At 67.3% G+C, this 24,512-nt stretch carries 19 protein-coding genes; 11 read left to right on the forward strand and 8 right to left on the reverse strand.

Going from position 1 to position 24,512, the window contains the following annotated elements:
* Positions 1-15 precede the first annotated feature (15 nt).
* From WJ12_RS24995 to WJ12_RS25005, 3 genes are all read left to right on the forward strand, one after another.
* Positions 16-2,157, forward strand: coding sequence for a TonB-dependent copper receptor (locus tag WJ12_RS24995; RefSeq protein ID WP_059558372.1), 2,142 nt, complete (start codon positions 16-18; stop codon positions 2,155-2,157).
* 219 nt (positions 2,158-2,376) lie between these two features.
* Positions 2,377-3,471: a triacylglycerol lipase gene (locus WJ12_RS25000; protein WP_059558370.1), complete on the forward strand. Its 1,095-nt coding sequence runs from the start codon at positions 2,377-2,379 to the stop codon at positions 3,469-3,471.
* A gap of 3 nt (positions 3,472-3,474) precedes the next feature.
* Positions 3,475-4,506 (forward strand): lipase secretion chaperone, encoded by a 1,032-nt coding sequence (locus WJ12_RS25005; protein ID WP_059558369.1) that lies wholly within the window; start codon positions 3,475-3,477, stop codon positions 4,504-4,506.
* A gap of 37 nt (positions 4,507-4,543) precedes the next feature.
* Here the strand turns inward: WJ12_RS25005 and pdxR are convergent, their stop codons facing one another.
* On the reverse strand, positions 4,544-6,067 hold the full coding sequence (gene pdxR, locus WJ12_RS25010; protein ID WP_059558367.1) for a MocR-like pyridoxine biosynthesis transcription factor PdxR: 1,524 nt from the start codon (positions 6,065-6,067) through the stop codon (positions 4,544-4,546).
* Between the two features lie 108 nt (positions 6,068-6,175).
* On the opposite strand from pdxR, the gene WJ12_RS25015 reads away from it, so the two are divergent.
* The 5 genes from WJ12_RS25015 (at position 6,176) to WJ12_RS25035 (ending at position 12,320) form a co-directional block, all read left to right on the forward strand.
* On the forward strand, positions 6,176-7,273 hold the full coding sequence (locus WJ12_RS25015) for an ABC transporter ATP-binding protein (RefSeq protein ID WP_034185779.1): 1,098 nt from the start codon (positions 6,176-6,178) through the stop codon (positions 7,271-7,273).
* Between the two features lie 76 nt (positions 7,274-7,349).
* Positions 7,350-8,396: an ABC transporter substrate-binding protein gene (locus WJ12_RS25020; RefSeq protein ID WP_034185780.1), complete on the forward strand. Its 1,047-nt coding sequence runs from the start codon at positions 7,350-7,352 to the stop codon at positions 8,394-8,396.
* Positions 8,397-8,507: 111 nt separating this feature from the next.
* The gene (locus tag WJ12_RS25025; RefSeq protein WP_034185979.1) at positions 8,508-9,764 is read left to right on the forward strand and encodes an ABC transporter permease; all 1,257 of its coding nucleotides are present in this window, start codon (positions 8,508-8,510) and stop codon (positions 9,762-9,764) included.
* Between the two features lie 37 nt (positions 9,765-9,801).
* Positions 9,802-10,638: an ABC transporter permease gene (locus tag WJ12_RS25030; RefSeq protein ID WP_059558365.1), complete on the forward strand. Its 837-nt coding sequence runs from the start codon at positions 9,802-9,804 to the stop codon at positions 10,636-10,638.
* Positions 10,639-10,886: 248 nt separating this feature from the next.
* On the forward strand, positions 10,887-12,320 hold the full coding sequence (locus tag WJ12_RS25035) for an MFS transporter (RefSeq protein WP_034185782.1): 1,434 nt from the start codon (positions 10,887-10,889) through the stop codon (positions 12,318-12,320).
* A gap of 49 nt (positions 12,321-12,369) precedes the next feature.
* Here the strand turns inward: WJ12_RS25035 and WJ12_RS25040 are convergent, their stop codons facing one another.
* Positions 12,370-14,103, reverse strand: coding sequence for a S53 family peptidase (locus WJ12_RS25040; protein WP_034185783.1), 1,734 nt, complete (start codon positions 14,101-14,103; stop codon positions 12,370-12,372).
* 648 nt (positions 14,104-14,751) lie between these two features.
* Between WJ12_RS25040 and WJ12_RS25045 the strand changes: the two genes are divergently transcribed.
* Genes WJ12_RS25045 through WJ12_RS25055 form a run of 3 tightly spaced genes read left to right on the forward strand, consistent with a single transcriptional unit; the run spans position 14,752 to position 15,937 of the window.
* Complete coding sequence (locus tag WJ12_RS25045) at positions 14,752-15,075, forward strand: ArsR/SmtB family transcription factor (protein WP_034185784.1); 324 nt, start codon at positions 14,752-14,754, stop codon at positions 15,073-15,075.
* A complete protein-coding gene (locus WJ12_RS25050) occupies positions 15,075-15,506 on the forward strand; it encodes an SRPBCC family protein (protein WP_034185785.1) in 432 nt (143 codons plus the stop codon). The genes WJ12_RS25045 and WJ12_RS25050 overlap by 1 nt, the downstream gene beginning before the upstream one ends.
* Entirely contained in the window at positions 15,503-15,937 is a 435-nt protein-coding gene (locus WJ12_RS25055) for a DUF1801 domain-containing protein (protein ID WP_034185786.1), read from the forward strand. Before WJ12_RS25050 ends, WJ12_RS25055 begins: the two co-directional genes overlap by 4 nt.
* A 15-nt stretch (positions 15,938-15,952) precedes the next feature.
* Here WJ12_RS25055 and WJ12_RS25060 read toward each other — a convergent pair whose 3' ends face one another.
* From WJ12_RS25060 to WJ12_RS25085, 6 genes are all read right to left on the reverse strand, one after another.
* Complete coding sequence (locus WJ12_RS25060; protein WP_226103892.1) at positions 15,953-16,852, reverse strand: hypothetical protein; 900 nt, start codon at positions 16,850-16,852, stop codon at positions 15,953-15,955.
* A 246-nt stretch (positions 16,853-17,098) separates the two neighbouring features.
* The gene (acnA, locus tag WJ12_RS25065; protein WP_034185788.1) at positions 17,099-19,816 is read right to left on the reverse strand and encodes an aconitate hydratase AcnA; all 2,718 of its coding nucleotides are present in this window, start codon (positions 19,814-19,816) and stop codon (positions 17,099-17,101) included.
* A 52-nt stretch (positions 19,817-19,868) separates the two neighbouring features.
* Positions 19,869-21,320, reverse strand: coding sequence for a bifunctional 2-methylcitrate dehydratase/aconitate hydratase (locus WJ12_RS25070; protein ID WP_059558364.1), 1,452 nt, complete (start codon positions 21,318-21,320; stop codon positions 19,869-19,871).
* A 22-nt stretch (positions 21,321-21,342) separates the two neighbouring features.
* The gene (locus WJ12_RS25075; RefSeq protein ID WP_034185790.1) at positions 21,343-21,858 is read right to left on the reverse strand and encodes a hypothetical protein; all 516 of its coding nucleotides are present in this window, start codon (positions 21,856-21,858) and stop codon (positions 21,343-21,345) included.
* 230 nt (positions 21,859-22,088) lie between these two features.
* Positions 22,089-23,096 carry an HpcH/HpaI aldolase/citrate lyase family protein gene (locus WJ12_RS25080; RefSeq protein ID WP_059558362.1) on the reverse strand — a complete coding sequence of 336 codons (1,008 nt, stop codon included), beginning with the start codon at positions 23,094-23,096 and terminating at the stop codon, positions 22,089-22,091.
* Positions 23,097-23,281: 185 nt separating this feature from the next.
* Complete coding sequence (locus WJ12_RS25085; RefSeq protein WP_006754984.1) at positions 23,282-24,268, reverse strand: malate dehydrogenase; 987 nt, start codon at positions 24,266-24,268, stop codon at positions 23,282-23,284.
* Positions 24,269-24,512 lie beyond the last annotated feature (244 nt).

Raw genomic sequence — 24,512 nt, forward strand, 5'->3', positions numbered from 1 at the left:
CTCGGGCTTTCGATCATGACCCATTTCCAGTTGCGTGCGCCGCGGGCGCCACGCAATACCCGTGCGCGGCGCGTGCCGCGAATGTTGAAACTTGCCGTGCCCGCGCTGGCCGTCGGCGCGCTGGCCGCGACTGCCGCGACTGCCGCGGCAGCCGAAACGGCGCGTGCGGACGTCGCGCCCGTGAACGAGTCGGCCGTGCCGCTGCCGCCCGTCGAGGTCGTCGCGTCGCCGCTGTCGACGCCGCTCGTCGTCGTCACGGATCCGAAGGCGCCGCGCCAGCCGCTGCCCGCCAGCGACGGCGCGGATTACCTGAAGACGATTCCCGGCTTCACGTCGATCCGCAGCGGCGGCACGAACGGCGACCCCGTGCTGCGCGGGATGTTCGGTTCGCGGCTGAACATCCTGGCGAACGGCATGCCGACGCTCGGCGCATGCCCGAACCGGATGGATGCGCCGACGTCGTACATCGCGCCGGAAAGCTACGACAAGGTCACCGTCGTGAAGGGGCCGCAGACCGTGCTGTACGGTCCCGGCGCATCGGCCGGCACCGTGCTGTTCGAGCGCGTGACGCCGCGTTTCGAGCGGCCGGGCATGCGCTTCGACGGCAGCCTGGTCGGCGGATCGTTCGGCCGCAACGACCAGAACCTCGATCTGACGGCCGGCACGCCGGACGTCTACGGCCGCGTGAGCGCGAACCACGCGCATTCGCAGGACTACAAGGACGGCAACGGCAACACGGTGCCGTCGCAGTGGGACAAGTGGAACGCCGACGCGGCGCTCGGCTGGACCCCCGACGACCATACGCGTGTCGAGCTGACCGCCGGCACCGGCGACGGCTATGCGCGTTACGCGGGCCGCGGAATGGACGGCGCGCATTTCCGCCGCGAGACGTTCGGGCTGTCGTTCGACAAGCGCCACCTCGGCGACGTGCTCGACCGGATCGAGGCGCGCGTGTACTACAACGAAGCCGATCACGTGATGGACAACTACACGTTGCGGCAGCCCGACCCGTCGAGCAGCATGCCGATGCGGATGGCGGCCGACGTGCGGCGCCGTACGGTCGGGGCACGCGCGGCCGCGACGTTCCGTTTCGGCGACGACTTCAAGCTCGTGACGGGTGTCGACGCGCAATCGAACCGGCTCGACTCGCGCTCGTCGATGGGGCAGCAGAACTACCGCGACCAGCCGTGGGACGCGCAGGCGACGATGTGGAACGCGGGCGCGTTCGGCGAGCTGACGTGGTATGCGAGCGAAGTGTCGCGCGTGATCGGCGGCGCGCGCATCGACTACGCCGGCGCTCGCGACAAGCGCGCGATGAAGAGCGGGATGATGATGAGCAAGCCGAACCCGACCTTCGACGACGATCGCTCGCGCGTGTTGCCGAGCGGCTTCGTGCGCTACGAGCGCGATCTCGCGTCGCTGCCCGTCACGTGGTACGCGGGGATCGGTCATGCCGAGCGTTATCCCGACTACTGGGAACTGTTCTCCGCGACGCGCGGGCCGGCCGGTTCGGTCAACGCGTTCTCGGCGGTGCAGCCGGAGAAGACCACGCAGGTCGACATCGGCGCGCAGTACAAGAGCGACCGGTTCGACGCGTGGGTGTCGGCGTACGCGGGCTACGTGCAGGACTTCATCCTGTTCAACTACGCGGCCGGCATGATGGGCGCGACCACGCAGGCGACCAACGTCAACGCGCAGATCATGGGCGGGGAAGCGGGCGTGTCGTGGCGGCCGGTGGCGCCCTTGCGCGTCGAGACGTCGCTCGCGTATGCGTGGGGGCGCAACGTGGCGAGCGGCGATCCGCTGCCGCAGATGCCGCCGCTCGAGGCGCGCATCGGGCTCGAATACACGCGCGGCGCATGGTCGGCCGGCGGCCTGTGGCGGATCGTTGCGCCGCAGCATCGTTATGCGCTGAACGAGGGCAACGTGGTCGGCAAGGACTTCGGCCCGAGCGCCGGATTCGGCGTGCTGTCGCTGCACACGCAATACAACGTCAGCAAGACCGTGCAGGTCTCGGTCGGCGTCGACAACGTGCTGAACAAGGCCTACACCGAACATCTGAACCTTGCCGGCAACGCGGGCTTCGGCTATCCGGCGAACGCGCCGGTGATGGAACCGGGCCGGACCGCGTGGGTGCGCGTGAGCGCGAAGCTGTAGCGCGCGGCGCGTGTGCATCGCAGCATGCCTGCGCGTGAACGCGGCCCCGCCCGAACGGGCGGGGCGCGTCAACCGATTAGAGAACCGTATCTAGTCAGGGCGCAAACGTTCGCGACTCGTGATTCACTCCCGCATTCGACGCACACGATGCGCGCGATGCGGCGTGCGTGTCGATCCGGTGTCATTCGCACCGGCAGCACAATAATCAGGAGAACATGCATGGCCAGATCGATGCGTTCCAGGGTAATGGCAGGGGCAGTGGCATGCGCGATGAGCGTCGCACCGTTCGCGGCGACGACCGCGCTGACGACACTCGCGACGACGCGCTCGGCGATGGCGGCGACCGCGCCCGCCGACAACTACGCGGCGACGCGTTATCCGATCATCCTCGTGCACGGGCTCACGGGCACCGACAAGTACGCCGGCGTGCTCGAGTACTGGTACGGCATCCAGGAGGATCTGCAGCAGCACGGCGCGACCGTCTACGTCGCGAACCTGTCCGGCTTCCAGAGCGACGACGGCCCGAACGGCCGCGGCGAACAGCTGCTCGCCTACGTGAAGACGGTGCTCGCCGCGACGGGGGCGACCAAGGTCAATCTCGTCGGTCACAGCCAGGGCGGGCTGACCTCGCGCTATGTCGCGGCCGTCGCGCCCGATCTCGTCGCGTCGGTGACGACGATCGGCACGCCGCATCGCGGCTCCGAGTTCGCGGACTTCGTGCAGAGCGTGCTCGCGTACGATCCGACCGGGCTGTCGTCGACGGTGATCGCCGCGTTCGTCAACGTGTTCGGAATCCTGACGAATAGCAGTCACAACACGAACCAGGACGCGCTCGCATCGCTGAAGACGCTGACGACCGCGCAGGCGGCGACCTACAACCAGAACTATCCGAGCGCGGGCCTGGGCGCGCCGGGCAGTTGCCAGACCGGCGCGGCGACGGAGACGGTCGGCGGCAACACGCATCTGCTGTATTCGTGGGCCGGCACCGCGATCCAGCCGACGCTTTCGGTGCTCGGCGTGACGGGCGCGACGGACGCGAGCACCATTCCGCTCGTCGATCCCGCAAACGCGCTCGACCTGTCGACGCTCGCGCTGTTGGGCACCGGCACGGTGATGATCAACCGCGGGTCGGGCCAGAACGACGGGCTCGTGTCGAAGTGCAGCGCGCTGTACGGCAAGGTGCTGAGCACGAGCTACAAGTGGAACCACATCGACGAGATCAACCAGCTGCTCGGCGTGCGCGGCGCGTATGCGGAAGATCCGGTCGCGGTGATCCGCACGCATGCGAATCGGCTGCAGCGCGCGGGCGTGTAATCGATGACGGCACGTGAAGGGCGCGCGCCGCTGGCGCGGCGCGCAGCGGTCTACGGTGTCGTGGGGCTGGCGGCGATCGCCGGCGTCGCGATGTGGAGCGGAGCGGGCCGGCATCACGGGTCGGTCGCCGCCGGTGACGCACCGGACGCGGCGGTGGCGGGCGCGGCTGCCGCCTCGCCGCAGGCGGCCGTGCCGGCGAGCGCGGGCCTGCCGCCGTCGCTGGCCGGTTCCAGCGCGCCGCGGCTGCCGCTCGACGCCGGCGGCCATCTCGCGAAGTCGCGCGCGGTGCGCGATTTCTTCGACTATTGCCTGACGGCGCAGAGCGATTTGAGCGCGACCGCGCTCGATGCGTTCGTCGCGCGTGAAATCGCCGCGCAGCTCGACGGCACGGCGGCGCAGCCCGAGGCGCTCGACGTGTGGCACCGCTATCGCGCGTATCTGGATGCGCTCGCGAAACTGCGCGATGCCGGCGCGGTCGACAAGTCCGACCTGGGCGCGCTGCAGCTCGCGCTCGATCAGCGTGCGTCGATCGCGTCCCGCACGCTCGGCGACTGGAGCCAGCCGTTCTTCGGCGCGGAGCAGTGGCGGCAGCGCTACGACCTCGCACGCTTGAAGATCACTCAGGATCGCTCGCTGACCGATGCGCAGAAGGCCGAGCGGCTCGCGGCGCTGGAGCAGCAGATGCCGGCCGACGAGCGGGCGGCGCAGCAGCGGATCGACCGGCAGCGCGCCGCGATCGACCAGATCGCTCAACTGCAGAAGCGCGGCGCGACACCCGACGCGATGCGCGCGCAGCTGACGCAGACGCTCGGCCCCGAGGCCGCCGCGCGCGTCGCGCAGATGCAGCAGGACGACGCGTCGTGGCAGAGCCGCTACGCGGACTATGCGGCGCAGCGCGCGCAGATCGAATCGGCCGGCCTGTCGCCGCAGGACCGCGACGCGCGGATCGCCGCCTTGCGGCAACGCGTGTTCACGAAGCCCGGCGAAGCCGTGCGCGCGGCATCGCTCGATCGCGGGGCCGGCAGCATGCAATGACGCGGGCGGCCCTGGGTGGGGGCGGTCTGATGCGGCCTTATGCGGCGCGTGTGATGTCGCGCGGCAGATGTTGCTCGATGGTATCGGCGAGCGTGTCGAACGCGGGCCCGATGCTTTCGTGCGGGACGCACGCATAGCCGAGCAGCAGGCCCTGCCGCGCGGTGTCGAGGTTGCTGTAGTAGCTCGTGAGCGGCCGAACGATCACGCCCGCGTCGAACGCGCTCTGCGTGACCGCGCGATCGTCGCATGCGTCGGGCAGGCCGAGCACCAGATGCAGGCCGGCCTCGTCGCCCATCACCGGGAGCGCGTCGCCGAAGCGCGCGCGGATCGCGTCGATCATCAGTTGCCGGCGCTCGCCGTACAGGGTGCGCATTCGTCTGACGTGCGAGGTGAGGTGACCGTCCATGATGAATTCGGCGAGCACGGCCTGCTGCATCAGCTGGCCTTCGCGGTACAGCTCGGACAGCCCGGTGCGGAACGTATCGACCAGATGTTCGGGCACGACCATGTAGCCCATCCGCAGCCCCGGGAACAGCATCTTGCCGAGGCTGCCGACGTAGATCACGCGGCCGCCGTCGTCGAGCCCCTGCAGCGACGCGAGCGGCCGGCTGCCGTAGCGGAATTCGCTGTCGTAGTCGTCCTCGATGATCCAGCAGCGGTGCTGGCGCGCGTATTCGAGCAGCATCCGGCGCCGTGCGAGGCTCATCACCATGCCGAGCGGGTACTGGTGCGACGGCGTGACGAGCACGAGCCGCGGCGGATGCTGCATGTCGCTCGCGCGCGGGTCGAGCCCTTCCTGGTCGACCGGCACCGGGGCGAGCGCGAGGCCGGCCGCCTGCAGCACGCTGCGCACGCCCCAGTAGCACGGCTCCTCGACCCACGCGCGATCGCCGATGTCGGACAGCAGCCGCACCGCGAGATCGATCGACTGGTGGATGCCCGTCGTGATGATCACCTGGTCCGGCGAGCATTTGACCGAGCGCGCGACGCGCAGGTAGTCGGCAAGCGCGCGCCGCAACGGCCGGTAGCCGCCGCCCGGCGCGTACGTCAGCAGCTCGGGATTGGCTTCCTTCCACAGCCGCGCCTGCAGGCGGCTCCACGTGCGGCTCGGGAATTCCGACACGTCCGGCACGCCCGGCATGAACGCACCCCACTGGCGCCGCGATACGCCCGCGTGCGCGATCAACTGCCGGCCGCGCGTCGACAGGCTGCCCTGCGCGTCCGGCGGCGGCAGTCCGTCGGCGGCCGATGGCGGCGGCGCCGCGCCCGGTGCATGGATTGCCGCGGCGTCCGGCCGCGTGTCGGCCACATAGGTGCCGCTGCCGGTCGTCGTCAGCACGTAGCCTTCTGCCGTCAGCTGGTCGTACACGTGCAGCACGGTATTGCGCGCGATCGACAGGTCGCCCGCGAGCGTGCGCGAACTCGGCAGTTTCGTCCCTGGCCCTAATTCCCCTGTCAGGATGGCCTGCTGCATCAGCTGCAGCAACTGCCGGTACATCGGCTCCGGCGAGCTGCGGTCGAGACGGCCGGAGAGCCAGTCGGCGACGATCACGGTATCCAAAGTGGTCCTACTTGGAATATTGAAATGGTTCCCTAGTATAGAACCGTGCGCACCGTATAGTGGCTCGCATCTCAAAATCATTTGTCGCGAAGCAAGGGGACAGCCACGATGAAGTCCGATGATGTGATCGTCAGCTTTCGCGGCGTGCGGAAGACCTACGACGGGGAAACGCTGGTCGTCAAATCGCTCGACCTCGACATCCACCGAGGGGAATTCCTGACGCTGCTCGGGCCGTCGGGTTCGGGTAAGACCACCTGCCTGATGATGCTGGCCGGCTTCGAATTCCCGACCGGCGGCGAGATCCGCCTCGACGGCGAGTTGCTGAACAACGTGCCGCCGCACAAGCGCAACATCGGCATGGTGTTCCAGAACTACGCGCTGTTCCCGCACCTGACGGTCGAGCAGAACGTCGCGTATCCGCTGACCGTGCGCAAGCTGCCGGCCGGCGAACGCGCGGAGCGCGTCGCGCACGCGCTGAAGATGGTGCAGATGGAGCGCTTCGCGAAACGCTATCCGGCGCAGTTGTCGGGCGGCCAGCAGCAGCGCATTGCGCTGGCGCGCGCGCTCGTGTTCGAGCCGAAGCTGGTGCTGATGGACGAGCCGCTCGGCGCACTCGACAAGCAGCTGCGCGAACACATGCAGTACGAACTGAAAGCGCTGCACGAAAAGCTCGGCGTGACCTTCGTGTACGTGACGCACGACCAGGGCGAGGCGCTGACGATGTCCGACCGCGTCGCCGTGTTCGACAAGGGCATCGTGCAGCAGCTCGACACCGTGGACCGCCTGTACGAATCGCCGTGCAACGAATTCGTCGCGAACTTCATCGGCGACAGCAACCGGCTGCGCGGCACCATCGCACGCGTCGACGGCGAATTCTGCGAATTCCGGCTCGACGACGGCACGAAGCTCGTCGGCCGCCATATCGGCGAAGCCGCCGAGGGCGCGTCGGCCGTCGCGTGCATCCGCCCCGAACGCATGAGCCTCGCGGCCAGCGGCCACGCCAACGGCGCCGCCGCGAACCGCCTGAGCGGCGAAGCGCGCAGCCTCATCTATTTCGGCGATCACGTGCGCATGCGTTGTGCGCTGCCGGGCCAGGACGAATGCTTCGTGAAGGTGCCGCTGGGCACGGGCGCGCTCGACGCGTTCTCGCCCGGCGCGCCGGTCTCGCTCGCGTTCTCGCCCGAACACCTGCGCGTGTTCGCGTGATCCCGGTTTCCCTGCTTTTCCGCAGCACGTCGTCAACAACAAAGCCCATTTCCACCACGAGAGGAGAGGAACCATCATGAAACGAGCAAGCTTTACTGCACGCCGCACGGCACTCGCGCTGGCACTGATCGCGGTCGGTGCATCGGCATCGGCTGCGGAACTCACGGTCGTCAACTTCGGCGGCGCGAACGGCGACGCGCAGAAAGTCGCGTTCAACCAGCCATTCGAGAAGGCGACCGGCAACAAGGTCACGGCCGTCGAGTACAACGGCGAGCAGGCGAAGGTGAAGGCGATGGTCGAGGCGAAGCACGTCAACTGGGACGTGGTCGAAGTCGAATCGGGCGACCTGAACCGCGGCTGCGACGAAGGCCTGTACGAGAAGCTCGACTGGTCGAAGATCGCGAAGAAATCCGATCTGATTCCGGAAGCGCCGCAGGTGTGCGGCGTCGGTTTCTTCGTGTGGTCGACCGCGCTGTCGTACAACGCGGACAAGCTGAAGTCGGCGCCGACCGGCTGGGCCGATTTCTGGAACGTGAAGAAATTCCCCGGCAAGCGCGGGATGCGCAAGGGCGCCCGCTACAACCTCGAATTCGCGCTGATGGCCGACGGCGTCGCGACGAAGGACGTGTACAAGGTGCTCGGCACGAAGGCCGGCCAGGACCGCGCGTTCAAGAAGCTCGACGAGCTGAAGCCGTACATCCAGTGGTGGGAAGCCGGCGCGCAGCCGCCGCAGTTCCTCGTCGCCGGCGACGTCGTGATGTCGACCGCGTACAACGGCCGCATCGATGCCGCGCAGAAGGAAGGCAAGAACCTGAAGGTCGTGTGGAACGGCAGCATCTACGACCTCGACTACTGGGCGATTCCGAAGGGCTCGCCGAACAAGGCGCTCGCCGAGCAGTACATCGCGTACTCGCTGACGCCGAAGCCGCAGCAGGCCTATGCGCAGCACATCGCGTACGGCCCGGCGAACGTCGCGGCGATCAAGTCGCTCGACGCGAAGACGCTCGCGAACCTGCCGAACTCGCCGGCCAACGGCAAGAACGCGGTGCTGGAAGACATCGGTTTCTGGACCGACCACAGCGACGAGCTCGAGCAGCGCTTCGCGGCATGGGCGACGAAGTAACCGGTCAGGCTTCCTGAAAGGTGTCCTGATGCAACCGGCCGCGCGACGCGTCGATCGTGTCGCGCGGCATTCCGCCGGAACGTGCCCGGCCGGAGAGAACCGTTGAATACGATGACGATCGCGCCTTCCTCGCCGTCGACCGCCGCGCTCAAGCGCGAGCTGAAGGCCGCCGAGGCCCGCAAGCGCACGATGGCGCTGTTGCTGGTCGCGCCGCTCGCGATTTTCCTGCTGCTGATCTTCGTCGTGCCGATCGGCACGCTGCTCACGCGCGCGGTGCAGAACCCGGAGATCGCGACCGCGTTGCCGAATACGGTCGCCGCGCTGTCGGGCTGGGACCGCAAGGCGCCGCCGGCCGACGCCGCGTATGTCGCGCTCGCGGCCGACATGACGAAGGTGGCCGACAGCGAGGCGATGGGTGCGCTCGCGCGGCGCCTGAACACCGAGATTCCCGGCTATCGCTCGCTCGTCGCGAAGACGGCGCGCGCGATGCCGCTGAAGGGCGACAACGGCGCGGCGCTGACGCCCGCGCAGACCCGCGAGAAATTCGTCGACCTCGATTCGCGCTGGGGCGACGTCGCATACTGGCAGGCGATCGCGAAGAACGGCAGCCAGGTGTCGCCGTTCTACCTGCTCGCCGCGCTCGACCACAAGCAGGACGGCTTCGGCCACGTCGTGCAGGCCGATCCCGACCAGTCGATCTATCTCGCGATCTTCGGCCGTACGTTCGTGATCGGCATCGCCGTCACGCTGTTCGCGCTGCTGCTCGGCTATCCGCTCGCGTACTGGATCTCGACGCTGTCGGAGCGGCGCGCGAACCTCGTGATGATCCTCGTGCTGATTCCGTTCTGGACCTCGGTGCTCGTGCGCGTCGCCGCGTGGATCGTGCTGCTGCAGAGCGAAGGGCTCATCAACAAGGCGCTGATCGGCAGCGGGCTGATCTCGCATCCGCTGACGCTGCTGTTCAACCGCGTCGGCGTGTACATCTCGATGACGCACATCCTGCTGCCGTTCATGATCCTGCCGCTGTACAGCGTGATGAAGTCGATCCCGCCCACTTACCAGCGCGCGGCCGTATCGCTCGGCAGCCATCCGTTCGCCGCGTTCTGGCGCGTGTACGTGCCGCAGACCTATCCGGGCGTCGGCGCGGGCGCGCTGCTCGTGTTCATCCTCGCGATCGGCTACTACATCACGCCCGCGCTGCTCGGCGGGCCGAACGACCAGATGGTCAGCTACTACGTCGCGTACTTCACGAACGTGACGATCAACTGGGGCATGGCGTGCGCGCTCGGCGGGCTGCTGCTCGCGGCGACACTCGTGCTGTACGCCGTGTACGGGCGCTTCACGCGCACGAACGTGAGCCTCGGCTGAGCGCCGCGCACTACGAAACGGGAAGGGGATTCGGACCATGAAACTCGCCAGGCCGCTGTTCGCGCCGCACATGTCGTTCGTCGAGCGCACGTGGTACGTCGCGCTGCGCGTGCTCGTCGTGCTGACGCTGCTGTACCTGATCCTGCCGGTGCTCGCGATCGTGCCGCTGTCGTTTTCGTCGAGCACGTTCCTCGTCTATCCGATTCCGGGTTTCTCGACACGCTGGTACGAGAACCTGATCGCATCGGACGAGTGGCGGATGGCCGCGAAGAACAGCTTCATCGTCGCGCCGTCGGCCACCGTCGTCGCGACCGTGCTCGGCACGCTCGCGGCGATCGGTCTCACGAAGGCCGATTTCCGCGGCAAGGGATTGCTGATGGCCGTGCTGCTGTCGCCGATGATCGTGCCGGTGGTCGTCGTCGGCGTCGGCATGTACCTGTTCTTCGCGCCGCTCGGGCTGGCGAACACGTACACCGGCCTGATCGCCGCGCATGCGGCGCTCGGCGTGCCGTTCGTCGTGACGACGGTCGCCGCGACGCTGCAGGGCTTCAACCAGAACCTGGTGCGCGCGAGCCTGTCGCTCGGCGCGAATCCGGTGTCGACCTTCTTCCGCGTGACGCTGCCGGTGATCGCGCCGGGCGTGATGTCGGGCGCGCTGTTCGCGTTCGCGACGTCGTTCGACGAAGTGGTCGTCACGCTGTTCCTCGCGGGCGCGGACCAGACGACGCTGCCGCGCCAGATGTTCACCGGTATCCGCGAGAACATCAGCCCGACGATCGCTGCGCTCGCAACGATCCTGATCATCTTTTCGACGAGCCTGCTGCTGGCGCTCGAATGGCTGCGCGGGCGCAATGCACGGCGCGCGGTGTCGTAACGATGCCCGCACGCAACGGCCGGCGCGCCGCCGCGCGTTGCGTGCCCGACGAGGCTCACGTAGCCGGCCTGGTGCGCCGAAGCTTTCGTTTGACTGACTGACGAAGCGGTTGCCTGCACGTTCGATGCGGCTCTGCAACAATACGGTTCGCGGTGCCGCGCGTTCCGTTTGCTGCGCACGGAGCACGCGTTGGTTGCCGCGCCGCTCAATCCGCGACGCCGTGCGTCGCTCGTCAGCCGAGCTTCATCTTGTCCGAATTCGCTTCCCCCGCCGGCGCCCATGAGCCGGCCGTCAACTGGCGCGCGATGTCCGCGGTGCTGCTGGCCGTCGCGCTCGCGACGCTCGACACCGCGATCGCGAACACCGCGCTGCCCGCGATCGCCGCCGACCTGCATGCGTCGCCGGCCGCTTCCGTATGGATCATCAACGCGTACCAGCTCGCGATGGTCGCGACGCTGCTGCCGTTCGCGTCGCTCGGCGACATCGTCGGCCACAAGCGCGTGTACATCGCCGGGCTCGCGGTGTTCACGCTCGCCTCGCTCGGCTGTTCGCTCGCGTCGACGCTGCCGATGCTGACGGCCGCGCGGATCGTGCAGGGCTTCGGCGCGAGCGCGATCATGAGCGTCAACGTCGCGCTGATCCGCGGCCTGTTTCCCGCGCACCGGCTCGGACGCGGCGTCGGCTTCAACGCGCTCGTCGTCGGCGTGTCGTTCGCGGTGGGGCCGACGATCGCGTCGCTGATCCTGTCGGTCGCCGCGTGGCCGTGGCTGTTCGCGGTGAACGTGCCGCTCGGCGTGATTGCGCTCGCCGTGGCGGTTCCGTCGCTGCCGCAGACGGCGCGCGGCAAGCATGCGTTCGATCCGGTCGCCGCATTGTTCAACGTGATCACGTTCGCGTCGCTGATCTTCGCGCTCGGCGAATTCGCGCAGCGCGGGCCGCTTTCGATCGTGTTCGCGTCGGCCGCGGTTGCGCTCGCGTTCGGCTGGCTGCTGATCCGCCGCCAGGCCGGGCACCCGGCGCCGATGCTGCCGGTCGACCTGTTTCGCCGGCCCGTGTTCACGCTGTCCGCACTGACGGCCGTGTGTGCGTTCGCGGCGCAGGGGCTGGCATTCGTGTCGCTGCCGTTCTATTTCGAAACCGTCCTGCATCGCAGCGCGGTCGAGACGGGTTTCCTGATGACACCGTGGTCGGCGATCGTCGCGTTCGCCGCGCCGATCGCGGGCCGGTTGTCGGATCGTTATCCGCCCGGCCTGCTCGGCGCGATCGGGCTCGCGTTGCTGAGCGCGGGCATGGTGTCGCTCGCCGCGCTGCCGATGTCGCCGAGCGTCGTCGACATCGGCTGGCGGATGATGCTGTGCGGCGCGGGCTTCGGCTTCTTCCAGTCGCCGAACCTGAAGGCGCTGATGTCGAGCGCGCCGCCCGAGCGCAGCGGCGGCGCGAGCGGGATCATCGCGACGGCGCGGCTGATCGGGCAGGCAACGGGCGCGGCGCTGGTGGCGCTGTCGTTCGGGATCGCGGGGCGTCACGGGCCGACGCTGGCGTTGATGCTTGGCGCGGGGTTCGCCGGCGCGGCGAGTGTCGCGAGCGGGCTGCGGTTGTTTGCGCCGTCGCATCGCGCGGGGGTGCCGGCCGCGCCGGAACGCGTGCCGGCGCAGCCGGCGGAACAGCGTACGGGACAGTAACGAGCCGGCGCGCGGCAAACGCCGCCGCGCACCGGCCTTCATGCATCGCTCAGAACCCGCCCGACTTGATCAGCTGGTTGAGGTTCGCGATGTTCAGGCTGCCGAAGCCGGTGGTCAGATCCCAGCCGGTGCCGGCGGTATAGCCATACCCCTGATAGCCGTTGTTGCCCGACACGACGTCATAACGCACGAGCGACGGGTGCGACGGGATGTCCGCGTAGAAGTTGCCGGCCGGGAAGCCCAGGCCCGTGCCGTTCGCCGCGAGCAGGCGCGCCCAGAAGCCCGTGAAGATCGGCGCGGCGAGGCTCGTGCCGCCGATCTGCTGCAACTGGCCGTAGTTGTAGATGTACGCGCCGGTGCTCTGCGCGGCGTCGAACGAGACGTCCGGCAGCTGGCGGTTGCTGCCCGACTGCCACGACGGTGCGGGCAGGATCGTGCTGACGCCGCCGCCCGTCGCCCACAGCTTGCCGTTGCCGTCGAGCCCTTCGTTCCACACGGTCTCGTTCGAGAACGCGCCTGCCGACGTCGTGTAGAGCGTCGTGCCGCCGATCGCGAGCACGTGCGGCGACGCAGCCGGCCACGACACCGTGTAGTTCGCGCCGTCCGGATAGCCGCGGTTGTTGCACTCGTACACGCCTTCGTCGCCCGACGATACCGAGAACGTCTGACCCTGGGCGGCTGCCGTCGTGAAGATCTGCTCTTCGGCGTCGATCGTGCCGTCCGCGTTCGCATCGGTTTCGCACCAGCCCAGCGACACGTTGATCACCTTCGCGGTGTTGTCCGATACCGCGCGGTTGAACGCCTGCGTGAGGCCCGTGTTGCCCGAGGCGTTGAGGTCCGCCATGTAGAACACGAGCTTGCCGACCTGGCCGCCGGCCGAGCCGACGATCGACTGGCTGTCGAGGTCCCATTCGCCCTGGCCGTCCTGGTCGTCGGTGTAGCTGCCGCCGGAGCCGTTGGTCTTGACGGTCTGCGTCGATACCGTGCCGTAGCCGTTGCTCGACGTGAACTGCTTCAGGTCCTGCAGCGTCTGCGACACGCCGCCGATCGTGATGATGCCGACGGTCACGCCGGCCGCGGTCGGCACGCCGGTGGCGTTGTAGAGGCCGGGGAATTCCTTCGGGTAGTGGCCCGTCGCCGTGCCGGCCGCGAGCGCCTGCGGCTTCGCGACGTTGCCGATGCGCAGCATCGGCCGCGCCCGCGCGACGCTCTGCAGCCCGAGCACCGAACCGACGATGTCGCCGAGCGCCCGCGGCACTTGCGCGGTCGACGTATTGGCGAAGCCCGAGCGGCCGGCGTACTCGAAGTGCACGAGCGACGTGTTGAACGCCGTCTTCACCGTGGCGGCCGTGCCGCTGGCGGAGACCAGCAGGCGGTTCGGCGCAACCTCGACGTTCACGAAGCCGCTCTTGTGCAGATAGTCGACCACCGACTTCACCTGCGCATCGGTCGGCGCGTAGTTGGCGAGGAACTGCTCGTGGGTCAGGTACTGGCGGTAATGCGCGCTGCCGGGCCGGTTCACGTCGCGCGCCAGTTGCTTGAGCTGCGCGGCATTGCGCAGCTTCAGGCTGACGACGACGTTGGTCGTTTCACCGGCTGCCAGTTCGAGCGACGGCGCCGCACTGCGGGCCATCAACTGCGGGCCGGTCAGAAAGGCCTTGGTATGAGTATCGACCCAATCCGTCGTCGCGTGCGCCGCGGCGGCGGCGAACACGAACGGCGCCACGCACGCGAGGCGGCGGGGCGACGGAAGGGGAAGGGCAAACCAGGTGTTCCTTTTCATCGGGAGTCCTTTTTAGGAGAAGCGACGTTACTGGAACCCCCGGCCCTTGTGGGGCCGCGAGCGGTGACGAGCGTAGGGCGTCGGTGTCGTTCGGGTAGCTGCCATTTTCCACAGCTGTCAGTTCTGACATCGGGGCGGCCGCACGCGCGCGCCGCCTCGTGCGCGCGGCCGATGGCCGGCTCGGCGAACGGAACCGGTTCGCCGCACGATGGCCTGGCAACGGGCGACGTTCGCACGCACGAGTCGTTCGTCGTCGCTTCGGAACATGCGCGATCGCGGAGTGGACGGGCGCGTGCATGCGTGTCGTTTGCGTGTCCGTCGCTGCGCGCCGAGTCGCACTATGTGGTCAATGGAAGCGGCCTGTCAGGAACCGATGCGCGGATGCACACGAACGGGGCGGGCCATGCACAAACGTTTCTCGAACTGTGGAACAGCCTGACGGGCAGTCTTGCAGGCGCCTTTCGGATTGCGTGTCGCAATCGTGGATTAGAGGGGTTATTCGAATTTGGCGGCGGGCGCGAGCCGGTGCGGCAGGCCGCCCGCACCGGCAGGATCGAACGACACAGCTCGCGAAATCCCGCCTTGACGCGCTGCAATCAGCGGATATCCTTCAATCCATAACCAACGGGTTATGGATTTTGGAACGACATGCAGAACGCTCACGACATGCTTTTCAGGACGCTTGCCGATCCGACGCGCCGCGCGCTTTTCGAGCGGCTGTGCGAGGAGGGCGAGCTGACGGTTGCCGCGCTGACGGCCCATGCGGGCGTCTCGCAGCCGGCCGTGTCGAAGCACCTCGGTGTACTGAAGCAGGCCGGGCTCGTGAACGACCGTCACGAAGGCCGGCAGACGCACTACAGCGCGCAGCCGCAGGCGCTGGCCCCGCTGATCGACTGGACGAGCCAGATGGCAGGTTTCTGGCAGAGCCGGTTCGACGCCCTCGAAGATCTGCTCAAAAGGATGGATCAGTAATGAACCAAGCCACTACCGAAACGCGCGCCGTCGTCGTCGACCGCGAACTGCCTCATCCGCCGGAGAAGATCTGGCGTGCGCTGACGCAACCGCACCTGATCGAGGCGTGGCTGATGAAGAGCGACTTCGAGCCCGTCGCGGGGCGCGCATTCAGCTTCCGGGCGGACTGGGGCTCGGTCGACTGCACGGTCCTGACGATCGAGCCGCCGCGCACGCTGTCCTATACGTGGGCCGCGCATGGCCTCGAAAGCGTCGTCACGTGGACGCTCACGCCGACGCCGGCCGGCACGCACCTGCGCATGGAGCAGGTCGGGTTCCGCACGGATCAGGAGCAGGCGTACCGCGGCGCGCAGCATGGCTGGGTCCGGTTCTTCGCGTCGCTCGAGCAGGTGCTGGCGGGCCCCGACGAAGGCACGGAGGTCCGCGCATGAGTACCGCGGACCTCACACCGTCGGCGCGCATCGATGCGCTGATCGCCGGTATCACCGACTGGCGCGGCAAGACGTTCGCCGACCTGCGCCAGACGATCCTCGCTGCGCAAGCGGGCATCGTCGAGGAATGGAAATGGATGGGCAGCCCCGTCTGGTCATGCGACGGGATGATCGCGGTTGCGAACGCGCACAAGGGCAAGGTGAAGCTGACCTTCATGCACGGCGCGCAGCTCCCCGATCCCGACAAGCTGTTCAACGACGGCCTCGACGGCAATGCGCGACGCGCGATCGATCTGTTCGAAGGCGACCGGGTCGACAAGCGGGCGCTGAAGAACCTCGTGCGCGCGGCGATCGAATACAACCGCGCGCATCTGAAGAAGAACGCGCGGGCGGGCGCTGGCACGAAGGCGCGACGCGGCGATGCAGTGTGACGCGGCGCGGTGCCGCTATCGATCCTTGCGCCGGAAAGTGAACAGGGTGCCGCCGCAGCAGTTGCCGTCCTGCAGGTAGACGTCGAAGGTTTTGTCGACGATCGCGTAGCTGATGGTCACGATGTCCAGGCGGTCGTCAGGCAGAAAGCTTCCCGACATCGCCGGGACGAAGTCAATCGCATCGCGGACGAGCAGGTAGAGATGTTCGTCATGCACCGTCGTGGCGGGCGACAGCGTTTTCAGCTCGTCCTCCACGATACTGTTGTGGGACTGGTTGATGTCGTACTGCATGCCCGCGTCGCGGTACGGGATCGACAGCAGTGCCTTGCCATCGACGCTCAGGCGCGTAGCGAGTGCCGTATCCACCGTGATCGTCATGCTGTCGAGGCGGTGCAGATCCTCATGTGTCAGGCGCACGTCCGAGTACTCGCGGCGTGCCATCTCGATGGCCGATATATTCGATTTCCATCGGCCTTTCTCCCGCCATGAATCCCACATGCCGTTGGCCCCACCGGAGCCGGTGACGCTATCGAGCACATACGTGCCGATCGCCTGCGTGAGAATTTCGCGCTTCGAGCCGATGACGATTTCCGAGGTCTGTTGCGCATCGACGGGCAAATGCCGGTCTCCGCGGGCCGATACCCACGTACCTTCGAGTGTGTTGCCCGTCACCCTGCCCGTGAAGGTGCCGGTGTGTTGACTGCCGCTCCCGATCTCGTCCATCGCAAAAGTGCCCGATGGATCGATCTTGCCGCTTAACGCGATAGCGTTGTGCTTGCCGGCGTAGCGATAGCTCCCCGTCAACTTCCCGTCGGCATTCTTGAGATCCATCGTGAACGCATAGCGGTCACCGATCCGGCCCGCAAAGTACTTGTGGAAGTACTGAGGGGCGGCCAGCGCCGTCGTGACGGTCATCAAGGACAGAAGTACTGCTGCGTATTGCAGGGCAGGACGGAACATGGGACGCAGTTGGGATCGATGGCGGAGCCATTGTGACACGGCGTCCTGCGTCGCAGTTCAGCCGGGCACGTATGTGGCGCCGCCAATTGACGGGACGCCGATTAAGCCGCGATGAACGAAAAAAAGCCCGACACGAGGTCGGGCATCCAAATCGGCCGCAACCGCCGCGAGGCGGCTGCGGCACCTGCAAAGGCAGGGCGCTTACGCGGCGAGCAGCGAGCGCAGCACGAACGGCAGGATCCCGCCGTGCTTGTAGTAGTCGACTTCGATCGGCGTATCGATGCGCAGCAGCACCGGCACGCGCTGCGTTTCGCCGTTCTTGCGGTGGATCACGAGCGTGACGTCCTGCTGCGGCTTGAAGTCGTCGCCGAGGCCTTCGATGTCGTACGTCTCTTCACCGGTGATGCCGAGCGACTGGACGCTGTCCGCGCCCTTGAACTGCAGCGGCAGCACGCCCATGCCGACCAGGTTCGAGCGGTGGATCCGCTCGAAGCTGCGTGCGATCACGGCCTTCACGCCGAGCAGTTGCGTGCCCTTCGCGGCCCAGTCGCGCGACGAGCCCGTGCCGTACTCTTCGCCCGCGAACACGACGGTCGGCGTGCCGGCGGCGACGTACTGCATCGCCGCGTCGTAGATCGACTGCTGTTCGCCGCTCGGCTGGTGGATCGTCAGGCCGCCTTCGACGCGCGTGCCGTCCGCCTTCGCCGGAATCATCAGGTTCTTGATCCGGACGTTCGCGAACGTGCCGCGCATCATCACGTCGTGGTTGCCGCGGCGCGAGCCGTAGCTGTTGAAGTCGGCCTTCTGCACGCCGTTTTCCTTCAGCCACTTGCCTGCCGGCGAGTCTTCCTTGATCGAGCCTGCCGGGCTGATGTGGTCGGTCGTGACCGAGTCACCGAAGATGCCCAGCGCGCGCGCGCCCTTGACCGTCGGGATCGACGCGGCCGGCTCCATCGAGAAGTCGTTGCCGAAGAACGGCGGCTCGGCGATGTACGTCGACTTCGGCCAGTCGTAGACCTGGCCCGATTCGCCCTCGATCTTGCTCCAGAGGTCGCCCTTCTTGGTCAGCTTCGAGTAGTTGTCCTCGAACTTCTTCGGGTCGAGCGCGAACTTGAGCAGCGCGTGGATTTCCTCGCTCGTCGGCCAGATGTCGCCGAGATAGATGTCGCGGCCGCCCTTGCCCTTGCCGACCGGTTCCGTCATCAGGTCGCGCGTGATGTTGCCGGCGATCGCGTACGCGACGACCAGCGGCGGCGACGCGAGGAAGTTCGCGCGGATGTTCGGGTGGATGCGCGCTTCGAAGTTACGGTTGCCCGACAGCACGGCTGCCGCGACGATGTCGTTCTTCGTGATCGCTTCGTTCAGTTCCGGCGTCAGGTCGCCCGCATTGCCGATACAGGTCGTGCAGCCGTAGGCCGCGACTTCGAAGCCGAGCTTCGACAGGTAGGGCAGCAGGCCCGTCTTCGTCAGGTACTCGGTGACGATGCGCGATCCCGGCGCGAGCGAGGTCTTGATCTTCGGATCGACCGTGAGGCCGGCTTCGACGGCCTTCTTCGCGAGCAGGCCGGCGGCCAGCAGGACGCTCGGGTTCGACGTGTTCGTGCACGACGTGATCGCGGCGATCAGCACGTCGCCGTTCTTCACGTCGACGCCGTTGCTCGTCGTGTATTGCGTGCCCAGGTCGTCCGCCTTCTTCGCGAAGCCGTTTTCCGCGACCGGCTTCGAGAACAGGTCGGTGAACGTCGACTTGACGTTGCCGATCTCGATGCGGTCCTGCGGGCGCTTCGGGCCGGCCAGCGACGGGGCGACCGTCGCCAGATCCAGCGTCACGACCTTCGTGTAGTCGATGTCGCCGGCCTTCGGGATGCCGAACAGCTTCTGCGCCTTGAAGTAGTTTTCGAACGCGGCGATTTCGGCCTTCGTGCGGCCCGTGCCTTCGAAGTAGTCGATCGTCTTTTCGTCGACCGGGAAGAAGCCCATCGTCGCGCCGTATTCCGGCGCCATGTTGCCGATCGTCGCGCGGTCCGGCAGCGACAGCGACTTCGTGCCTTCGCCGAAGAACTCGACGAACTTGCCGACGACCTTCTCCTTGCGCAGCATTTCGGTGATCGTCAGCACCAGGTCGGTGGCCGTCACGCCTTCGCGCAGCCGGCCCTTCAGCTCGACGCCGACGACGTCCGGCGTCAGGAAGTACACCGGCTGGCCGAGCATGCCGGCTTCCGCCTCGATGCCGCCCACGCCCCAGCCGACCACGCCGATGCCGTTGATCATCGTCGTGTGGCTGTCGGTGCCGACGAGCGTGTCCGGGTAATACACGGTGTCGCCGCCGTCCGTCTTCTTGTGGACGCCGCGCGCGAGGTATTCGAGGTTCACCTGGTGGACGATGCCCACGCCCGGCGGCACGACCTTGAACGTGTCGAATGCCTGCATGCCCCACTTCATGAACTGGTAGCGCTCGTTGTTGCGCTGGAATTCCAGTTTCATGTTCAGGTCGAGCGCGTCCTTCTGGCGGAAGTAGTCGATCTGGACCGAGTGGTCGACGACGAGATCGACCGGGACCAGCGGCTCGATCTTCTTCGGGTTCTTGCCCGTACGCTCGGCGACGCCGCGCATGGCCGCGATGTCGGCGAGCAGCGGCACGCCCGTGAAGTCCTGCAGCACGACGCGCGACACGACGAACGGAATCTCGTCGACGCGCTTCGCGGTCGGCTTCCAGTTCGCGAGCTGCTCGATGTGCTCTTCGGTGATCTTCTTGCCGTCGTAGTTGCGCAGCACGGACTCGAGCACGATACGGATCGACACCGGCAGGCGTTCGATCTTCGTCTTCAGCTCCTTGCCGAGTTGCGGCAGCGAGTAGAACTTGCCTTTGCCGGAACCGCTGTCGAATTCCTTGAGGGTCTTGTGGAGATTGTGGGCCATGGTGATTTTCCTGGGTTTAAGGCTAGGAAACTACGTGTCCTGTAGATGACGGCTAAATCACATACAGATCGACGTACTGATCGACCGGCATCGCTTCGAGCTTTGCCTGGTCCAGCGACACGTCGAGAATCGCTTGTTGCTGCTTGGCCGGGAAACGGCGGGCGAGGTTGGTCCTGAACTTGTCGACCAGGAGCGGGATGCCGTCCGTGCGGCGCCGCCGATGGCCGAGCGGGTATTCGACCGCCACTTCGGCAAGCTTCGATCCGTCCGTGAATTCGATCGTCAGCGCATTCGCGATCGATCGCTTGTCCGGATCGTGATAATCCTTCGTGAACTGCGGATCCTCGACGCACACGGTCTTCGCGCGCAGCGCGTCGATGCGCGGGTCCGCCGCGGCCGAATCTTCATAGTCGGCGGCGGTCAGCCGGCCGAACAGCAGCGGCACGGCGACCATGTACTGGATGCAGTGGTCGCGGTCGGCCGGGTTGGCGAGCGGGCCCTGCTTGTCGATGATGCGGATCGCGGCCGCATGCGTGCGGATCGTGATCCGGCCGATGTCGTCGGTCGTGCGGCCCGCCGCGGCGAGCCGCGCATGCAACTGCAGCGCGGCCTCGGCGGCCGTCTGCGCATGGAATTCGGCGGGGAACGCGATCTTGAACAGCACGTTTTCCATCACGTACGTGCCGTACGGACGCTGGAAGCGGAACGGCCTGCCGCCGAACAGCACGTCGTAGAAGCCCCAGGTTTGCGCGGTGAGCGCCGACGGGTAGCCCATTTCACCCGTTTTCGCGATCAGCGCGAGGCGCACCGCGCGGGACGTGGCGTCGCCGGCCGCCCACGACTTGCGCGAACCGGTGTTCGGCGCGTGGCGGTAGGTACGCAGCGCGTGGCCGTCGACGAACGCGTTGGACACCGCGTTGATCAGCTCGTCGCGCGTGAGCCCGAGCAGCCGGCCGACGACGGCCGTGGACGCGACCTTCACGAGCAGCACGTGGTCGAGCCCGACCGCGTTGAACGAATTCTCGAGGGCGAGGCAGCCCTGGATCTCGTGGGCCTGGATCATCGCGACCAGCACGTCGCGCATCGGGAGCGGCTTCCGGCCGGCCGTGACGGCCGTGCGGGAAAGCCAGTCGGCCGTCGCCAGGATGCCGCCGAGGTTGTCGGACGGATGGCCCCATTCGGCGGCGAGCCAGGTGTCGTTGAAGTCCAGCCAGCGGATCATCGCGCCGATGTCGAATGCGGCCTGGACGGGATCGAGCTGGAAGGACGTGCCGGGCACCTTCGCGCCGTTCGGCACGATCGTGCCGGGCACGACGGGGCCGAGCAGCTTGGTGCAGGCAGGGTAGGACAGCGCCTCGAGTCCGCATCCGAGCGTGTCGATCAGGCAATGACGCGCCGTCTCCAGCGCGAGCGCGCTGTCGATACCGGTGTTCAGCACGTAGTCGACGATATCGACGAGTACCGTATCCGGAGCAGGGCGGACGTTGGAGACCGGGGCGGACATCGAGGGGCCGAGGGGAACGCGCTTAGTTCGTTGCCGGCTTCAGTTCGTTCGACTGCGTCGGTGCCGGCGTGCCTTGCGCCATTTCCGGCGTCACGCACTCGTCCGCGAGGCGCTCGCCGCCGTTGGCGTCGGAGAACAGCATCGCCTTGGTCGGGATCACGACCAGCTTGAAGCCTGCTGCCGGATCGTAGAACGTGTCGGCGCCCGTCGTCGTGGCTTGACGCGGCAGCTTGTAGTTCTTCTTCGCCCAGTGAACCGTGACGACCTGGTCGCGCTTCATGTCGCCGGCGAGATCGAACGACAGGCCTTCCTTACAGGACCACTTGACCGCGCCGTCCGGTACCGGATCGACCTTGGCCGCTGCGCGCGCCTGCGCCTTCTTGCTGCGCGGGATGATGCGCTTGGCCGGTGCCGGGCGCTTGGCCGTGGCTTTTTTCGCGGTCGTGGTGGCCGTACCCTGGGCAAACGCGCTCGGAGCCGACACCAGCATCGTGGCGGACAAGGCGCCGATGGCGGTAGCGATCAGGAGTTTCTTCATGGAGTCAGAACCTTTCGATAATCAGTTGACAAGGGCCGGCAATCGAAACCGCCGGCCGGTTTGAAACTGCACGCGCCCCGAAAGCGCGCAGCGGCCGCTATTTTCACCTATTTGGCCGCGCAGATATCAGGTTTTCGGGCTCCGTTACGTTTTTTGTCGTTTCGCAAACCTCTGTCCGGCTTGCGTCCCGGCGAATGCATGAAACGCGTGGTTCGGCCGGCGGCGCGCGCTCAAGGCGCGCCGCCCGCGGCGGCCGGGCCGAACAGCGGCGCGGCCTCGGCCGGAACGGGCTGGCCGGTGGCGCGCGCACGGCGCAGCACCGACCAGTAATAGCGATAACTCGCGCGATCGTGCAGCGTATCACCGTGGCGCGTCGGGCCCCAGTCGGCCGCCTGCGCGGCCAGCAGGATCTCGGCGGCCAGCGCGACCTCGTCGGTGCGCGGCGCGAACGCGTCGACGATCGGGCGGATCTGCGCGGGGTGGATGCTCCACATCCGCGTGAACGCGAATTCGTCGCGCGCCCGGCGCGCATCGCCGGCCACGACGCCCATGTCGCGCACCTCGGTCGTCACGTTGTGCGACGGCGTCTTGCCGTGCGCGTGGCAGGCCGCGGCGATGTCCAGCTTCGCGCGGCGCACGAGCGGATGGTCGAACTGGCCGGGCGAGCGCATCGCGGAATCGGGAATCGCGCCATGGTGCGCGGAGACGAAGTCCATCAGACCGAAGCTCAGCGTGCCGACCGTCGGCAGCGCGGCGAGCGCGGCCGCCTGCGCCAGCGCGCCGTGCGTCTCGACCAGCACGTCCACCGGGATCGGCTGCGCGATGCCGAGCTCGCGGCGCGTGCCTTCGATGAATGCGGTCATTTCCGCGGCATCGGCCGCGGCCGCGATCTTCGGGAGCGTGATGTAGGCCGGTGCACGCGCGGCGCGCAGCACGATGCGGACGTCGTCGCGCCAGTGCGGGTGGGAAAAGTCGTGGATCCGGACGCCGACGCGGCCGAAGCGGTTCTCGTCGCTGCCGAGCAGGTCGGCGACGAGCGCCGCATGCGCGGCTTCCTGGCCGACGGCGGCGCCGTCCTCGCAGTCGAGCGTGATGTCGAATACGGGACCCAGCTCGGCCTGCAGCGCGAGCGACTTGCGCATCAGCTTTTCGCTGCCCGCGTAATGATCGCAGCAGGGCAGGATCGCGGGCGGGGACGCCCCGTCGTACAGCACTTGTGCAGGAGTGAGCGCGGCCATCTGTTCGACGTCAGGGGAGCGTGTCAGCGTGGAGAAAATCGGATTCGGGCAGGTTCTGGGCCGGTGCGCCGTGGGCGCGGGGCGGCAAAACGTGCGCGGATCGGATCGTTCGGCCGGGCCGGCGGCTGGCCGGCCCGGGCCGAAACCGGGTGGCCCGAGGGCCGCCCGGCACCGGCGCGTGATGCTTAGTTCTTCAGCAGGTGGGCGACGCCGTCGCGCTCTTCGAGCAGCTCGGCCAGCGTGCCGTCCATCTTCTCGCGCGAGAACGCGTCGATTTCCAGGCCTTCGACGCGCTTGTACTCGCCGTTTTCGCAGACGACCGGCACACCGTAGATGATGTCTTCGGGGATGCCGTACGAACCGTCCGACGGGATGCCCATCGTGACCCACTTGCCGTTCGTGCCGAGCACCCAGTCACGGACGTGGTCGATCGCCGCGTTGGCCGCCGACGCCGCCGACGACAGGCCGCGCGCTTCGATGATCGCCGCGCCGCGCTTGCCGACGGTCGGGATGAACGTGTCGCGGTTCCACACGTCGTCGTTGATCAGCTTCAGCAGCGATTCGCCTTCGGCGGTCGCGAAGCGGAAGTCCGGGTACATCGTCGGCGAGTGGTTGCCCCACACGGCGAGCTTCTCGATCGACGCGACCGGCTTGCCCGACTTGGCGGCGAGCTGCGACAGCGCGCGGTTGTGGTCGAGGCGCAGCATGGCCGTGAAGTTCTTCTTCGGCAGATCCGGCGCCGACTTCATCGCGATGTAGGCGTTCGTGTTCGCCGGGTTGCCGACGACCAGCACCTTCACGTCGCGGCTCGCGACTTCGTTCAGCGCGGCGCCCTGAACTGTGAAGATTTCAGCGTTCGCCGACAGCAGGTCCTTGCGCTCCATGCCCTTCGAGCGCGGACGTGCACCGACCAGCAGCGCGACGTCGGCATCCTTGAATGCGACCTTCGGATCGTCGGTGATCACGACGCCCGCGAGCAGCGGGAACGCGCAATCGTCGAGTTCCATCACGACGCCTTTGACGGCGGCTTGGGCTTGCGGGAGGTCGAGCAGTTGCAGGATGACCGGCTGGTCCTTGCCGAGCAGGTCGCCGTTCGCGATGCGGAACAGCAGGGAGTAAGCGATTTGACCTGCGGCGCCGGTGACGGCAACGCGCTTTGCGGGCTTAGCCATTGAAAATCTCCAGGACGGATGAAGCGTTGGACGCGAGCGAAAACGCCATTCTATGCGCGTTGTGCGTAGCGTTGCATTGAAGCAGGGCGGAGGACTCGCGATGGCAGACGCGGTGAACCTGGAGACGGCCGTGGCACGTAGCCGGGGACGCGCTGTTGCACCCGCGAACCCTTGCTCGACCGGGAGTGTAGGAGCCGTCACGCGCAAAGTCAAACGGTATCATATGTCTTATATAAGACAGATG

The sequence above is a fragment of the Burkholderia seminalis genome (assembly GCF_001718535.1).
Classification (GTDB): domain Bacteria; phylum Pseudomonadota; class Gammaproteobacteria; order Burkholderiales; family Burkholderiaceae; genus Burkholderia; species Burkholderia seminalis.